Annotated in this window: 13 protein-coding genes and 1 riboswitch; of the genes, 11 read left to right on the forward strand and 2 right to left on the reverse strand. The window is 29.1% G+C overall.

Translation table 11 applies throughout. The annotated features are described in order from the left end of the window. Positions 1-4: 4 nt before the first annotated feature. Positions 5-427, reverse strand: a complete 423-nt coding sequence (locus tag KGF50_RS14830; protein WP_227848774.1) for a DUF3284 domain-containing protein — start codon at positions 425-427, stop codon at positions 5-7. 479 nt (positions 428-906) lie between these two features. Here KGF50_RS14830 and KGF50_RS14835 point away from each other — a divergent pair, with 479 nt between their 5' ends. The 9 genes from KGF50_RS14835 (at position 907) to KGF50_RS14875 (ending at position 10,840) form a co-directional block, all read left to right on the forward strand. Then, a complete protein-coding gene (locus KGF50_RS14835; RefSeq protein ID WP_227848776.1) occupies positions 907-3,804 on the forward strand; it encodes a sigma 54-interacting transcriptional regulator in 2,898 nt (965 codons plus the stop codon). Positions 3,805-3,835: 31 nt separating this feature from the next. Then, positions 3,836-4,282 carry a PTS sugar transporter subunit IIA gene (locus tag KGF50_RS14840; RefSeq protein ID WP_227848777.1) on the forward strand — a complete coding sequence of 149 codons (447 nt, stop codon included), beginning with the start codon at positions 3,836-3,838 and terminating at the stop codon, positions 4,280-4,282. 120 nt (positions 4,283-4,402) lie between these two features. Continuing rightward, the gene (locus KGF50_RS14845) at positions 4,403-4,705 is read left to right on the forward strand and encodes a PTS sugar transporter subunit IIB (RefSeq protein ID WP_227848778.1); all 303 of its coding nucleotides are present in this window, start codon (positions 4,403-4,405) and stop codon (positions 4,703-4,705) included. A gap of 201 nt (positions 4,706-4,906) precedes the next feature. After that, entirely contained in the window at positions 4,907-6,313 is a 1,407-nt protein-coding gene (locus tag KGF50_RS14850) for a PTS galactitol transporter subunit IIC (RefSeq protein WP_227432743.1), read from the forward strand. A gap of 292 nt (positions 6,314-6,605) precedes the next feature. After that, complete coding sequence (locus KGF50_RS14855) at positions 6,606-7,664, forward strand: galactitol-1-phosphate 5-dehydrogenase (protein ID WP_227848779.1); 1,059 nt, start codon at positions 6,606-6,608, stop codon at positions 7,662-7,664. A gap of 20 nt (positions 7,665-7,684) precedes the next feature. After that, positions 7,685-8,503 (forward strand): transketolase, encoded by an 819-nt coding sequence (locus KGF50_RS14860; RefSeq protein WP_227848780.1) that lies wholly within the window; start codon positions 7,685-7,687, stop codon positions 8,501-8,503. Beyond that, entirely contained in the window at positions 8,503-9,420 is a 918-nt protein-coding gene (locus KGF50_RS14865; protein WP_227848781.1) for a transketolase family protein, read from the forward strand. Before KGF50_RS14860 ends, KGF50_RS14865 begins: the two co-directional genes overlap by 1 nt. Positions 9,421-9,488: 68 nt before the next feature. Further along, the gene (gene araD / locus KGF50_RS14870; protein ID WP_227848783.1) at positions 9,489-10,175 is read left to right on the forward strand and encodes an L-ribulose-5-phosphate 4-epimerase; all 687 of its coding nucleotides are present in this window, start codon (positions 9,489-9,491) and stop codon (positions 10,173-10,175) included. A gap of 17 nt (positions 10,176-10,192) precedes the next feature. Continuing rightward, the gene (locus KGF50_RS14875; RefSeq protein WP_227848784.1) at positions 10,193-10,840 is read left to right on the forward strand and encodes a class II aldolase/adducin family protein; all 648 of its coding nucleotides are present in this window, start codon (positions 10,193-10,195) and stop codon (positions 10,838-10,840) included. Between the two features lie 181 nt (positions 10,841-11,021). Here KGF50_RS14875 and KGF50_RS14880 read toward each other — a convergent pair whose 3' ends face one another. Beyond that, a complete protein-coding gene (locus KGF50_RS14880; RefSeq protein WP_227848785.1) occupies positions 11,022-12,389 on the reverse strand; it encodes an alanine/glycine:cation symporter family protein in 1,368 nt (455 codons plus the stop codon). A 187-nt stretch (positions 12,390-12,576) separates the two neighbouring features. After that, a riboswitch (glycine riboswitch) is annotated at positions 12,577-12,665 on the reverse strand. A gap of 427 nt (positions 12,666-13,092) precedes the next feature. On the opposite strand from KGF50_RS14880, the gene KGF50_RS14885 reads away from it, so the two are divergent. Further along, entirely contained in the window at positions 13,093-15,210 is a 2,118-nt protein-coding gene (locus tag KGF50_RS14885) for a DNA topoisomerase III (protein ID WP_227848786.1), read from the forward strand. 107 nt (positions 15,211-15,317) lie between these two features. Then, positions 15,318-16,456 (forward strand): flagellar protein FliS (locus tag KGF50_RS14890; protein WP_227848787.1); only part of this gene is annotated, 1,139 nt, incomplete at its 3' end.

Below are 16,456 nucleotides of genomic sequence, written 5' to 3' on the forward strand. Positions count from 1 at the left end.
ATATTTATGAATTAATCTTTTTATTTGCTAGTTCTAGTTCCAAGTTTTTTATAAAATTATTAAATTCATCTGGTTGTCTTTTTCCAAATAAGATTCTTACAATAACTGAATTAATTTTTCCAAATATATTTCTATCACTTTCGCTTTCAGTGAAAATAAGTTTTGTATTTTCTAAATCAATGTGTATAAGTTCATATCGAGTAAGAAAGCTTTCTCTGTTATTGCTTGTTTTTATCTCATATATTCTATTTTTTTCAAAATTAGTTATTTCAACCTTAAATCTTTTATTATTTTTTTGTTGTACAAATGTACCTACTGCTCTTTTCTCATTAAAATTAGGGAAATTTAGCCTTGCAGATTTTATAAATATATTAAATATATCTTTTGCAGAGTATTTCAATAAAGCTTCAGATTTAAATGTTTTCATATTATTTTCCTCTCTGTGTATAATTTTAATACTTGTAAATTATTTTTATAAATAAAATAGTATAATATGTCATATAAAGTCATATCTAAGGTAGAGATATAATTACTGTGTATATGAGCGTTCAATAAAATACTACAATATTGAATTAAAATTTAAAAACAGAAAGTGTTAAAAGCATAAAGGATTATAAATTTTATTGTTGAGTAGATATATAATATTATATCTAATTAAATAAACTTTTCAATCCTAATTTTATAACTAATTTATATGATAATCTATATTATGAATTATAAAATCAGCAATCAAAAACAGTTAATACATTTAGTAAATTACTAAATGTACAAAAAGTAAATGTTTATCAAAATGTATGAATGCTTATGAAAAAGTAGTCATTTACAAGTGTTGCGAAGAAAAAAAGTATTAAAATAAGTATGGCACGATAGTTGCTTATATATTTATCAAGAAAGGAGTTATCAAGCATGGAGTTGAGAGATAAACTTGTAAACATCATAAATACAGAAAATAAAAAAGACCCACTAACAGATGTTCAAATAGCAAAGTTTTTAAATACAACTAGAGAAAATATAACTAATCTAAGGAAAGAACTCAATATAAGTAATTCGAGACAAAGAAGATATCCTTATTTAAAGTCAGCGATTTCAGCAATATTGCAAAACAGTAAGGATATTTCTATTTCAGAAATTACCAGAGAGTTGATGACAGAAGGATTCAATATATCAAGAAGAGTTGTGGAGGAAATATTACCCAAGGAAAGTTTAGAAATGGAAATAGTAGAGGTAATTGAAGAAAAATCAAGCGACCCATTTGAAACTTTGATTGGAAATAAGGGAAGTCTTAGAAATGCTGTAGAACAAGCAAAATCTGCTATATTGTATCCTCCAAAAGGTCTTCCCACTTTAATTGTAGGAGAAAGTGGAGTTGGTAAGAGTTTATTTTCTAAACATATGTATGAGTTTGCAAAGAAAAAGAAGGTAATAAAAGAAAATTCTAATTTTGTTGTATTTAACTGTGCTGATTACAGTGATAATCCACAATTATTGTTATCTTTATTATTTGGATATAAAAAAGGTGCATTTACAGGAGCTGAATATGATACACCAGGTCTTGTAGAAGAAGCTGATGGAGGCGTTTTATTTTTAGATGAAATTCATAGATTACCTCCAAAAGGTCAAGAAATACTATTTTCTATTTTGGATAGAGGCAAATTTAGAAGATTAGGTGAAACTAATGCTGAAAGAAAAGTAAGCATGATACTGATTGGAGCAACTACTGAAAACGTAGAGACTAATCTATTATTGACATTTAGAAGAAGAATACCAATGCTAATAACATTACCATCATTACATGATAGACTGTTAAAAGAAAAAATAGACCTTATATACAATATCTTTCAACAAGAGTGTAACAGAATAAATGCAAAAATATTTGTAGATAAAAATGTGATTGAAATACTTGCATTAAAAAAGTTTAGTGGAAATATAGGGCAATTACAAAATATGATTCAAGTTCTTTGTGCAAGAGCTTTTATGAAGTTTATAAATTCTAAAGATGAAGATTGTGAATCAATAGTAGTAGTAGATATAAATGAAGTTTTAAAACTGAAGGATTCTTTCAAAGATGCTGCTTTTCAAGAAGTTGAATATACAGAAATAAGAAAGTATTTAAAAAATGCTATATTTATACCATTTAATTTAGATGAAGTATCAATAAAAGAAAATATTGTGAGTGATGAGTACATATTACCAGAGGATATATATAAAACAATTGAAAAGAAATATTATGATTTAAAGTCTCTAGACATTGAAGATATTGACATAGAAAATATTTTATGGACTTTTGTTTTAAATAGATTTGCTGACATAAAGTTTAATCTAGAAAACGATGAAGAAATCTTCTCAATGAGTGATTTAAATAGCTTTGTAAATGATAGTCTAGTAAAACTGGTAAAAGAGCTAATGAATAATATAATTGAAAAAAATACTAATTTAGAAGTAAATAAAAATGCATTTAAATATCTAGCAATACACTTAGAAGAAGCAATAAAAAGAATTAAACTAAATCAAAAGATAATAAATGTAAACTTAGAAAAAATAAAAATAGATTTTTCAAAAGAATATGAAATAGCAAAAAACTTTGCAATTAAAATTGAAGATACAAATGAAATTAAGATTCCAGAAGATGAGATTGGATTTATAACACTTTATATAAAATCAGCCTTAAAGAATGAAGTAAAAAAAGATAAAGTTGGATTAATAATAATCTCTCATGGTCGTATAGCTACAGAAACTGTAAATGTTGTTAAAGAACTTTTAGGAGTAAAATTCCCTGTAGCCATAGATATGCCTTTAGATGAAAAACCCATGAATATATATAATAAAGCTGTGGAGTTGTCAAAAATAATAGACCAAGGAAAAGGAATATTATTTCTAGTTGATATTGGGTCACTTACAAATATAGGACAAATAGTAAATAAGAGAACTAACATAAATACTAAAACTATTGATAGAGTAGATCTTTTAATGGCATTAGAAGCAACTAGAAAAGTTTCTATGGGAGATGAAGAACTAGATGAAATGTTTTTTTCTCTTGTAAAAGATAGGATGGGATATAACTACGAACTGGAAAAACACATAGATAAATCCAATGCAATTGTAACTTTATGTCTTACTGGAGAGGGAACTGCTAAGTACATAAGCAAAACATTAGAAGAAAAGTACAACAATACTAAATGTTATCAAATGAGTGCTTTGGATGAGAATCTTTCATATAAAATTGAAAAATTAAGAGAAAAAAACAATATATTAGCCATTGTTGGAACAATAAATCCCAAAATACCAGGTATAAATTTTATTCCATATAATAAAGATGTTTTTAAAAACCTAGATATATATCTTTCAAAAAAACAAGATGATAGCCAAATCAAAGGATATGGAAGAATGCTTGATGATGATTTAGTAATATTTGAGCCAGATATATATTTTAAAAAAGATTTACTAGAATATGTATGTTCAATTCTCATCAATAAGGGATATGTGGAAAAAGATTATTTGGATTCAGTTCTGCATAGAGAAGAAATGCTTCCAACATATTCTAAAGGGGCTACAGGTGTACCTCATGGAGACTCTTCTACAGTAAACAGTACAAGATTTGTTTTTATTAAATTAAAAAACCCTATTGACTGGGGTGTAGGCAATGTGAACTTTGTATTTATGCCAGTTTTTAAGACTAATGATAAAGATATTGTTAAGAATGTTCTTGAAATTTTAAAAGATGAAAAGTTTATGAATAGTGCTAAACAGTGTTTTGATAAAGAAGGTTTTAAGAAGATTATATTTGATAAATTTAAACATATATAACTATAGCAAAAATTTGAGAGGAGTTAGAGTAATGAATGTAGATTTAATATCATTAGGGTTAGAAGCTAATGATTATGAAAGTATTATTAGAGAATTAGGAAATAAAATGTACCAAAAAGAGTATGTAAAAAATACATATGTAAATGCAGTCTTAGAGAGAGAAAAAACATTACCTACAGGTCTTAATATTGGAGAAATGTGTGTTGCGATTCCGCATACAGATTCACAACATGTAAATGAATCCAATGTAGCTGTAGGAATATTGAAAAATCCAGTAAAATTTAATTCAATGATAGACCCAACAGATAAATTGGATGTAGAGCTTGTATTTTTACTAGCAGTAAAGAATCCAGATTCTCAAGTAAAATTATTAAAAGATTTAATGTCAGTTTTTCAGAATATAAAGCTATTAAGAGATATAAGAAATGCATCAACAAAAGAAGAAGTAGCTGAATTATTAAATTTTATAGAAATATAATGAAAAGATGTTTTAGAAGTAAAGAATAGAAAATTAGAAATTCAAAACCAGTATTAACTTCTGAACAATTTAATTTATATAAAATAAAAACTAAAATTATAACATTAGGAGGTAATTATTATGAAACAATTTAACGTATTATCAGTATGTGGTTCAGGAACAGTTACATCATCAATGGTGGCAGGAAAATTAAAAGAAGTATTAGGAGATAAAGGAATATCTATTACAACGACAGAGGCTAGACCAACAGAAGCATTAAATTTGGCACAATCAGGAAGATTTGATTTTATAACATTTACAAGCCCACTTCAATCAGGTGATTATGGAATACCAACTATAAATGCATTTGCTTGTCTTACTGGTATAGGAGAAGATGCATTCTTTGAAGAAGTTTTAAAAGTTATTGATAGTTTAAGTAAATAGTGTTTAGAGTATAAATTATAGTATTTAAATCAACAATTTAGATACTATAATAGACTACTATTTAAATAACTACTATCCAAATAAATTTAATTAAAGTGGCATCATTTAAGAATTTATTAGAATAAAAAATGACAACGAAAAGATATTTATTTAGACGCATTTAATTAATTTGATAAATGTTTAGAAATAGGAGGATAAAAGATGTTAACATTTATGAAATCTATAATCGATACATTTGGTTCTGCAATTATAGTTCCAATTATAATATTCATAATAGCAAAAATATTTAAAGTGACTACAAAGAAATCGTTTCTTTCAGCTGTATATGCAGGTGTTGCTTTGCAAGGTTTTACATTAATACTAAATTCATTTACACCAATAATAACACCAGTAATTAATAGAATGGTAGATAGTACAGGAGTAAATTTACCTGTGTTTGATGTTGGTTGGCAAGCTACATCATTAGTTGCATTTTCAACAAGTGCAGGTATGATATACTTAGGTCTTGGAATATTATTGCAAACTATTTTATTTTTAGTAAAGTGGACAGATGTATTCCAGCCATCAGATTTATGGAATAATTATTCTTATATGGTCTGGGGGGCAATGGTAATAGGAGTGACAGGCAATTTCCCTTTAGGTATAGGATGTATGGTCTTGTTAAACTTATATAGTTTATTAATATCAGAATTAGTTGCAAAGAGATGGTCTAGTTATTATAGATATCCTAATTGTACAATAATAGCTATGCACAATGTTGAAGCTTCTGTCTTTGCAGTATTTGCAGACCCTATATATAACAAACTTGGACTAAATAAAATAAAGTTAAACCCAAAAGAATTAGAAAAGAAATTAGGATTTTTAGGTGAGCCGATTACTCTAGGTCTTTTCTTGGGGATGTTTATAGGTATACTAGGTAATATGACTAGAATAACTACTATGGAAGCTTGGGGAGAAATAATGAAAGTTGGTATATCTACAAGTGCTGTTATGGCAATATTCCCAAAAGTAGCAAGTATGTTTGCTCAAGCATTTGCACCTATAACAGAAGCAGCTAGAAAGATTATGCAAAAAGCTGGAAATCGTGAGTGGTATATAGCAGTGAATGATGCTGTAGGATATGGGGAACCTGCAACTTTAATATCAGGTCTTATCTTAATTCCAATAATGCTTGTAGTAGCTATGATACTTCCAGGGAATCAAGTATTACCAGTTGTAGATTTACTTGCAATTCCATATATGGTACAAGGTTTAGTTGCAGTACATAATGGTAATATACCAAAAGTAATAGTTTCAGGTATAATATGGTTTGGATTAGGATTATATATATGTACATCTACAGCTCCATTATTTACAGATATGGCTACAAGTGTAGGTGTTGCTATACCAGCTGGAGCCATGCTTATAACAAGTTTTAATATACTAGGAAAACCTTTAATGGGGTTAGTGTTCTTTGCATTCTTAAGTGCAAATCCAATTTATATAGGATTAGCAGTTGTAATTTACTTTGTCCTATGGGCATTATTTAGAAAGAATAAAACAAGTATACTTGAATATTTAGAAAAACAAGCACTTAAAAATGTTGCAGAAGAACCTGTAGTAGCATAGCTTAAGTTCATTAAAATATAAGAATACAATAAATTGAGAAATCTATAGTTGATTTTATAGAAGTATCAGAGATTATCTGAAAAACTATAAATGAAATGTAGATTTCTTTTTATTTTGTTGTTTAAAACATACTTTTTTATATTTATACAATAATGTAATTTGATTTTATAAAATGTATTATATACTGTCAAAATGCTTTGTATATAAGGTATTTGCAGAGATAGATTATTTGTTTTTTGTATGGCATAAATATTGCTATATATAAGTGTATAGCATGAAGGGAGAGGTTTATATGGCAAATAAGATGAGAGCATCAGTACTATACAATATAGGTGATGTTAGATATGAAATGGTTGATATACCAGAAATAACAGATGGAGAAGTACTTGTAAATGTTAAATATGTTGGAATATGTGGCTCAGATTTACCTAGGTCTATGGTTAGTGGATTGAGTGGAGGGACAGCATATCCATTAATTTTAGGACATGAGTTTTCTGGTGAAGTTGCTAAAGTAGGGTCAAAAGTAAAGAACATTAAAGTAGGAGACAGAGTAGCTGTTGCTCCATTAGTTCCTTGCGGAGAATGTGGTTATTGTAAAGAGGGGAATTTTGGATTATGTAATGACTACAATATAATTGGTACAAGAGTAAATGGAGCTTTGGCAGAGTATGTGAAAGTTCCTGAAGAGCATATTTTAAAATTACCAGATACATTAGATTATGAAACTGCTGCTGGAATTGAACCAGCAACTATAGCATATCATGGGATTGCAAAAGCGGATATTAAGGTAGGAGATAGTGTAGTTGTACTAGGATGTGGTCCAATAGGTCAGTTTGCTTTACAATGGGCAAAGGTTTTTGGAGCATCTAAAATTATAGCTGTTGATATTTTTAATGAAAAGTTAGAACTTTCTAAAGGTTTAGGAGCAAACTATATAGTAAATTCAAAAGAAGTAAATGCAATTGAAGAAATAAAAAAAATAACTGATGGTGGTGCTGATATTGTCATAGAGACTGCTGGAAGTAGGTTTACTCAAGAGCAATCTCTACTCATAGCAAAAAAAAGAGGCACTATAGTATTTGTAGGTATTTCGCATACAGAATTACCACTTAGTGCAAAAGCTGCTGAGAGTATATTACGTGGAGAACTTACTTTGAAAGGCTCTTGGAATTCATATACAAGCCCTTATCCTGGAAGAGCATGGACAGCAACATTAGATTTTATGGAAAAAGGAGATATTATTTTTACACCGATGATTTCACATAAAATAGGTCTTAATGAAGTAGGAGAATTTTTACATAAAATGGCAAACAGAGAAATAAATTTCAATAAAATCCTAGTAGAAATATAAAAATTTAAGAGGTATAAAAGATGAATAAAAAATTAAAACAAATAGCTAAAAACATAAGAATAAGTATTATAAAAAGTATAACAGAAGCGAAGTCTGGACACCCAGGAGGTTCACTGTCAATAGTAGATATCTTAACTGTATTGTATTTTGAAAAAATGAATATAGAACCTATAAAATTTAATGATGAAAATAGAGATAGATTTGTATTATCAAAAGGACATTCTGCACCAGCATTATATGCAACTTTGGCAGAAAGAGGTTATTTTGAAAAAAAGGATTTAATGAGTTTAAGAAAATTTGGTTCTAAGTTGCAAGGACATCCAGACATGAGAAAGGTAGCAGGAGTAGACATGTCTACTGGTTCTCTTGGACAAGGTTTATCTGCTGCAAATGGTATGGCATTAGCTGGAAAATTAGATAATAAAAGCTATAAAGTATACTCTATTTTAGGGGATGGCGAGATTCAAGAAGGACAAATATGGGAAGCTGCGATGACAGCATCACATTACAAATTGGATAACTTAATTGCATTTGTTGACTTAAATGGATTACAAATAGATGGTTCTAATGAAGAAGTAATGAATGTTAGTCCAGTAGATGACAAATTTAAATCTTTTGGATGGAATGTAATAGTAATAAATGGACATTGCTTTGATGAAATAGGAAATGCAATAGATGAAGCTAAAAAAATTACAGGAAAACCAACAGTAATAATAGCTAATACTGTAAAAGGGAAAGGTGTTTCATTTATGGAGAATAATGTGGCATGGCATGGTTCGGCACCAAACAATGAACAAGCAGCTGAAGCATTGAAAGATTTAGAAGGAGGATTAAATTAATGGGAATAGCAACTAGAGAAGCCTACGGTCAAGCATTAAAAGAACTTGCAGAAAATAAAGATATAGTAGTATTGGATGCAGACTTAGGAAAAGCTACAAAAAGTATATCATTTAAGGAAGTTGCTCCAAATAGATTTTTTGATATGGGGATAGCAGAAGGAGATATGATTGGTACAGCAGCAGGTCTTGCTACTTGTGGAAAAATACCTTTTGCAAGTACTTTCGCAATATTTGCATCAGGAAGGGCTTATGAACAAATAAGAAACTCTGTGGCATATCCAAATTTAAACGTTAAAATAGCTGCTACTCATGCAGGAGTAACAGTAGGAGAAGATGGAGGGAGCCATCAAGCTATAGAAGATATATCCTTAATGAGAGGTATACCAAATATGGTTGTCATAAATCCTGCTGATGGAATAGAAGCAAAAAAAGCAATATTTTCTGCTGTAGATTACAATGGACCTATATATATAAGACTTGGAAGAGCAACTACTGAAGACATACATAATGATGATTATAATTTCAAAATTGGAAAGGGCGAGATTCTTAGACAAGGTTCAGATGTAGCTATAATTGCAACTGGGATAATGGTTTCAAAAGCTATTAAATCTGCTGAATTATTAAGTGAAGAGGGAATTGAAGCTATGGTAGTTAATATATCAACTATAAAGCCAATTGATAGTGAACTGATAGTAGAGGTAGCTAAAAATACTGGTAAGGTGGTAACTGTAGAAGAACATAGTGTAATAGGTGGATTGGGTTCTGCTGTTACAGAAGTTTTAAGTGAGAAATATCCTGTTGTAGTAAAGAGAATAGGCATAAATGATGAATTTGGTCAATCAGGAAATCCAGAATCTCTATTAAACTATTATGGATTGACTGTAGAAAATATCGTTAGTACTGTAAAATCATTTTAAGTAAATATAATCAATAATAAAAGTAAATTAAACATAAATTTTATCAATAAAATGTAGGAGGAATCAAAATGTTAGAAGCTCTAAAAGAAGAAGTATTAAAAGCAAATCTAGAATTACCTAAAAAAGGATTAATCACTTATACATGGGGAAATGTAAGTGGAATAGATAGAGAAAAAGGGTTAGTAGTAATAAAACCAAGTGGTGTTGAGTATGATAAGATGACTGTAGAAGATATGGTAGTAGTTGATTTGGATGGAAATATAGTAGATGGTAAATTAAGACCTTCTTCTGATACTCCAACTCATCTAGTTTTATATAAAGAGTTTGAGGAATTAGGAGGGATAGTACATACACATTCAAGTTGGGCTACAACTTGGGCTCAAATAGGTAAATCTATACCAGCATGTGGGACTACTCATGCAGATTATTTTTATGGAAGTATACCATGCACTAGAAAAATGACTAGAGAAGAAATAAGTAGTGAATATGAAAGAGAAACTGGTAATGTAATTGTTGAAGAATTTATGGGGAAAAACCCAATACACTGTCCAGGAGTAATTGTAAATGACCATGGCCCTTTTACTTGGGGTAAAAATGCAAAAGAGGCTGTTCATAATGCAGTAGTTTTAGAAGAAGTTGCAAAGATGGCATATTATACAGAATTAATGAGTCCTGAGAATACTATGGATAGAGTACTTATGAACAAGCATTTTTCAAGAAAACATGGTAAAAATGCATACTATGGTCAAAAATAACTGTCTGGAGGTAAATTATGCTAGAATCTTTAAAAGTTAAAATTGTGGAAGTAGCAATTAAAGCAGAGAATTATGGTTTGTGTAAAGAAAAAGCTGGTAATTTTAGCATTAGAGATAAGGATACTGGATATATACTTATAACACCTTCAGGTATAGGAAGAGAAGAATTGAAAACAGAACACATTTGTGTATTAGACTTGGATGGGAATGTAATAGAAGCTGAGAAAGGTATTAAACCTAGTAGTGAGGTGCTAATGCATATTGAAATATACAAAGTGAGAGCAAATGTAAATGCTGTATCGCATACACATTCTCTATATGCAACAGCATTTTCAGTGGCAAATAAACCAATTATACCAATTGTATATGAGTCAGTTAATTATGGTGGTTATGTAGACATAGCTCCATATGAAAGACCAGGGACTTTAGAACTAGCCAAAAGTGTTTCAAAGTTATTGTTAGATACGGATGCATGTTTATTAGAAAGACATGGATTGACAACTGTAAGTAATGACCTTGAAGATGCTTTGTTAAAATCGAGATACGTAGAAGAAGTAGCAGAAATATACTATAGGTCTTTAGTATTAAGTCAATTTAAAGAACCTAAGATAGTAGATATTGATGAATTTAAAGCATGGAAATATCCAGAGGAAATAAAATTTTAATTAGGATAATTTAAATTAAAGAGATGAATTAAAATAGATATTAGCTTCTTTATATAGTGTAGTATTTCTTAAATAAATATATTTAATCTGATATATTTATTTAAAACAAAAATAATATAAAACCCTAAATCTATTATTATATTGGTTTAGGGTTCTATATTTTTTATTTATACATTTCTACTTATGCATTTCTTTTTAGTTGATTTTCTGGAGAATTTATATATTCAAAGTATTTTTTAGTTTCAGATACTATTATAGGTGATAGTGCAAGTAAAGCTATTAGGTTAGGTATTGCCATAAGTCCATTTACAATATCAGCAATTATCCAAACTACTTCTAATTTTAAGAATGCACCTAATAATACCATAGCTACAAATACAGTTCTATATCCATTCATACCTTTTACACCAAATAGGAATTCAAAACATCTTTCCCCATAATAACTCCACCCCAAAATTGTAGTGAATGCAAATAATGTTAAGCTAACTGTAAGTAATATTGGTCCAAATGTAGGAATAGCACCATTAAAAGCTGCTTGAGTCATAACAGCACCATTTAAGTCTGAAGACCAAACTCCTGATATTACAAGAGAGAATCCAGTAAGTGTACAAATTATAATAGTATCTATAAAAGTTCCTGTCATAGATATAAGCCCTTGTTCTGCTGGCCACTCAGTTTTAGCTGCAGCAGCTGCTATTGGAGCACTACCTAAACCAGATTCATTTGAGAATACACCACGGGCAATACCATTTCTAATTGCTAATGACATAGTTGCACCTAGAAAACCACCAGTTGCAGCAGTAGGTGTAAATGCACTTTTAATTATCAATACAAAAGTTTCAGGTATTTTATTCCAATAAGATATTAAAATGATTCCACATATTACAATATAGATAACTGCCATGAAAGGTACTATCTTAGTAGCTACATTAGAGATACTTTTAAGACCTCCAAATACAACTAAAGCCACAAACAACGCTAGTACAACACCTGTAATTCTAGGGTCTACTCCAAAGCTATTATTGATAGCGTCTGTTATTGAATTTACTTGAGTAAAAGTACCTATACCTAAAAGTGCAACTAATATACCACTTATAGCAAAGAATATTGCAAGAGGTCTCCATTTTTCACCCATACCATTTACTATGTAGTACATAGGTCCACCAGATACTTGACCATTTTTATCTTTAGTTCTGTATTTTATTGCAAGTACACCTTCTGAGTATTTAGTAGCCATCCCAAAGAATGCAGCTATCCACATCCAGAAAAGTGCACCAGGTCCACCAGCTTTAATAGCTGTGGCAACACCAACAATATTACCAGTACCAACTGTAGCAGCTAATGCAGTACATAAAGCTGCAAAACTTGAAACATCACCACTACCCTTATTTTCAGCAGAGAATATTAGCTTAAGAGCACGTGGAAGTTTTGTTATTTGTACAACTCCAAGTCTAACAGTAAGTAATATACCAGTACCAACTAGTAGTACCAACAGGGGCGGACCCCAAATAAAAGCATCAACTTTGTTTAAAATATCAATTAGATTCATAAAAACACTCCCTCATTTTTTTGCTTTACACAATCAATAGAATTTTTAATGAAGTAATTGACAGGAAATTAGTATAATTTATTAATAATTTCTAGTGTAATAAAAAAAGCTAAATCTAAAATAGATTCAGCTCTGGATATACACTAATTAGCAACCAAAATAAAAGTATTAATAATACTAGTTTTGGTAGATAATCCCTGTCCTTTTGCCTGAGAGATTGAGCACAAATGCCTTGCCCCTTCGGCGCCCATAATGGGTCTCTCCAGAGTTCCGTAAATTTTACAGTCCTACTTTAAAAAGTACCTGAGAGTGTTACTCCTTCGGTATGCCATATGGCAACTCTTCTATAAAATCTTAACCGGATATTGATTTGTCATAGCTTATTGTATTAATAATATTAATATAAGTTTTTGTGTTTTGTCAACTGAAAAATTTAAAAATAGGGAAAAGATATAAAAATATAAGTCTAATTACGAATTATAAACTTATAAATTTAAAGAATATACGTGAAAATAAATAGAATAGTAGGTGTTTAAATTAAGTGAAATATAAGTTTAGGATAAAAAAATAAGAAAATATTAAATAATTAATTAGAATTGATTTAATTATGGTAATATTATAGTTACGATATTAAGAAAAAGTCTATTTATTTAGATTTTAAGTGTAATGTAAGATTGAAGAAAGAGAAAGGAAGTATTTTAAAATGGGAAAAATATTAGTACTAGCAGAAAAACCTTCTGTGGGAAGAGATATAGCAAAAGTTTTGGGTTCAAAAAATGAAAAAAATGGATATATAGAAGGGCCAAAGTATATTGTTACTTGGGCACTAGGTCATTTGGTTACACTTGCTGACCCTGAAAGTTATGGAGAAAGATACAAATCATGGAGTTTAGAAGATTTACCAATACTTCCTAAGTATCTAAAGACAGTTGTAATAAAAAAAAGTGGAAAGCAGTTTAATACAGTAAAGGCTCAAATGAACAGAAATGATATAGATGAAATAGTTATAGCAACAGATGCAGGGAGAGAAGGAGAACTTGTAGCAAGATGGATAATAGAGAAATCTCAAGTAAAAAAACCTTTAAAACGTCTTTGGATTTCTTCAAGTACAGATAAAGCAATAAAAGAAGGGTTTGCAAAATTAAAAAGTGGTAAAGAATATGAAAATTTATATTATTCAGCAATAGCACGAGCAGAAGCCGATTGGATTATTGGAATAAATGCAACTAGAGCTTTAACAACAAAATATAACGCACAACTTTCTTGTGGAAGAGTGCAGACTCCTACTCTTGCTATGATATTGAAAAGAGAAGAAGAAATAAGAAATTTTAAGCCTAAAGAGTATTATGGATTGGAGATAATTGCAACAAAGGGCAACTCAGATATAAAGTTTATTTGGAATGATAAAAACAATAGTTCCTCAACTTTTAGTAAAGAAAAGATAGAAGGTGTCTCAAAAAAAGTAAAAGATTTAGATATTAAAATATCTGAAGTAAATAAATCATATAAGAAAAAATATTCACCTGCACTTTATGATTTAACAGAATTACAAAGAGATGCAAATAAAATGTTTGGATTTTCAGCAAAAGAAACATTATCTATAATGCAAAAACTATATGAACATCATAAGGTGCTTACTTATCCTAGAACTGATTCTAGGTATCTAACTTCAGATATTGTTGGAACATTAAAAGATAGAATAAAAGCTGTAAATGTTAGTGATTACTCCAAGGTTTGTAATAAATTATTGAAAAGTAATATTGCAGCTAATAAGTCTTTTGTCGATAATTCAAAAGTAACAGACCATCATGCTATAATACCAACAGAGCAAAAAGTGTTTATGAGTGATTTTACAGATAAAGAAAGAAAAATATATAATATTGTCGTAAAAAGGTTTTTGGCCGTGTTAAGCCCTCCTTTTGAGTATGAACAGACAACTATAAATGCGACTATAGAAGGTGAGACATTTAAAGCTAAGGGCAATAAAGTAATAAATCTAGGTTGGAAAGAAAGCTATAAAGATATGGATGATGAAGATGAGTATGAAAGCATTCCAAATGTGTTGGAAAAAGATATTCTTAAAGTTAAAAGTTTAAAGATGACTTCAGGAAAGACAAATCCACCACCATACTTAAATGAGGCTACACTTTTAACATCTATGGAGAAAAGTGGACTTGGTACAGTTGCTACTAGAGCAGACATAATAGAAAAATTATTCAATTCATTTTTGATGGAAAAGAAAAATAAAGATATATATATAACATCAAAAGGAAAACAACTGTTAGATTTAGTTCCTGTGGACTTAAAGACACCAGAACTTACAGCATCATGGGAAAAAAAACTGTTAGATATTTCAAAAGGTAAGCTTAATAAAAATACATTTATAAATGATATGAAAGATTATTCAAAAGCTATTGTATTAGAAGTAAAAAGTAGTGATAGTAAATTCAAACATGATAATTTAACTAAAAATAGATGTCCAGAATGTGGCAAATTTATGCTAGAGGTAAATGGTAAGAAAGGTAAAATGTTAATTTGTGAAGATAGAGAGTGTAATACTAGAAAAACCATATCACAAACAACTAATTCAAGATGCCCTAATTGTCATAAAAAATTAGAACTTCGTGGTGAAGGAGAAGGAAGAATTTTTACTTGTAGCTGTGGGTATAGAGAAAAATTATCCTCTTTTAATAAAAGAAAACAAGAAGAAAAAAAGAAAGCATCAAAGAAAGATGTTAATCAATATATAAAAAATCAAAATAAAAATCAAGAAGTATTTAATAATCCATTTGCAGAAGCCTTAGCTAAGTTGAAAAAATAAATAGTTTTCATGGTAATATTATACACAATCACAACTTTAACTATATATTAGTTATATGTACTGATATAATATAGGATATAGTTTAGACATGAAAGTAGGGATGTCAAATGAGATTAAATTATATGTTTAAATACTATTGTGACGAATGTAAAGATATATGGAATAATTCAAGTATTGAATTATGTAAAGACATAGAAACATATAGTGAAGAGTCACAAAAAAAGTGTGAAAGCGAATTAGATAAATTGATAGATAAAGTGTCAGTTCACTTAGAAAAGTATCCAAGTGATGTTGTTTTAAGAAAAATGTGGATAAAAAAAGGTGAAGCTTTTTTGCAAAAAACATTAGAGAAAGAGAATATTTTTAAATTAGAGAAAATGAATGTAGAAGATAGAAAAAAATTCTTAGAAATAACAAAACAATTTATCAGAGATGCTAGAGGATTTGATGATGATTTACCTATAGAAGATATTATGCAGGCCATGAGGAATGTATGGATTTCAAATGCACTGCAATTATTATTTGGAAAAGATGTGTATTATTCAAAAGCAAGTTTTGCATATAGTATGTTATATCCATATACAGACAATTATTTAGATAATACAAAGACAAATGAAATGGATAAAACTTTATTCAATAGTTGGTTAGAAAAAAGACTCTTAGGAGAGCAAATTAAACCTAATAATTGTCATGAAAGTAAAGTATCTCAGATGATAGATTATATTGAAGATGTTCATCCTAGAGAAGATTTCAAAGAAATATATGAGTCATTGTTATTAATATTTAAAAGCCAAGTAAAGAGTTTAAAACAGCAGGATAAAGAGACTTGTTTGAATAAAGACGAAATATTATCTATTTCTGCTGAAAAGGGAGGTTCATCTGTTTTAGTAGATGGATATTTAATAAATGAGCTTATGACAAAGGAAGAGATAAAGTTTTGTATTGGTTATGGATTTTTATTACAAATATCTGATGATTTACAGGATATAAAAGAAGATTTAAAGTGTAATCATAAGACTATTATGACAGAGATGTCAAAAGAGGGTTTATTGGATGAGATTGCAAACAAATTAATAAACTTTACTATTGAATTAATAGATAACTTTAAAATTAACAGTAGAAGTGAAGCTATAACAGATATGATAAAAAATGATTGTTTAATGTTGATTTTATTTTCTATAGCTTATAATGCTGAATTTTTTTCTGTAGAATATATAAAAAAAATAGAGAGATTTCTCCCGTATAC

Source organism: Clostridioides sp. ZZV15-6598, from assembly GCF_020657705.1.
GTDB lineage: Bacteria > Bacillota > Clostridia > Peptostreptococcales > Peptostreptococcaceae > Clostridioides > Clostridioides difficile_F.

Bases quoted from the DNA above. Each gene is read 5' to 3' on its own strand.
- KGF50_RS14880 (WP_227848785.1), bottom strand. From the start codon at position 12,389: ATGAATCTAATTGATATTTTAAACAAAGTTGATGCTTTTATTTGGGGT.
- KGF50_RS14835 (WP_227848776.1), top strand. From the start codon at position 907: ATGGAGTTGAGAGATAAACTTGTAAACATCATAAATACAGAAAATAAA.
- KGF50_RS14840 (WP_227848777.1), top strand. From the start codon at position 3,836: ATGAATGTAGATTTAATATCATTAGGGTTAGAAGCTAATGATTATGAA.
- KGF50_RS14855 (WP_227848779.1), top strand. From the start codon at position 6,606: ATGGCAAATAAGATGAGAGCATCAGTACTATACAATATAGGTGATGTT.
- KGF50_RS14865 (WP_227848781.1), top strand. From the start codon at position 8,503: ATGGGAATAGCAACTAGAGAAGCCTACGGTCAAGCATTAAAAGAACTT.
- KGF50_RS14860 (WP_227848780.1), top strand. From the start codon at position 7,685: ATGAATAAAAAATTAAAACAAATAGCTAAAAACATAAGAATAAGTATT.
- araD (WP_227848783.1), top strand. From the start codon at position 9,489: ATGTTAGAAGCTCTAAAAGAAGAAGTATTAAAAGCAAATCTAGAATTA.
- KGF50_RS14845 (WP_227848778.1), top strand. From the start codon at position 4,403: ATGAAACAATTTAACGTATTATCAGTATGTGGTTCAGGAACAGTTACA.
- KGF50_RS14875 (WP_227848784.1), top strand. From the start codon at position 10,193: ATGCTAGAATCTTTAAAAGTTAAAATTGTGGAAGTAGCAATTAAAGCA.
- KGF50_RS14885 (WP_227848786.1), top strand. From the start codon at position 13,093: ATGGGAAAAATATTAGTACTAGCAGAAAAACCTTCTGTGGGAAGAGAT.
- KGF50_RS14850 (WP_227432743.1), top strand. From the start codon at position 4,907: ATGTTAACATTTATGAAATCTATAATCGATACATTTGGTTCTGCAATT.
- KGF50_RS14830 (WP_227848774.1), bottom strand. From the start codon at position 427: ATGAAAACATTTAAATCTGAAGCTTTATTGAAATACTCTGCAAAAGAT.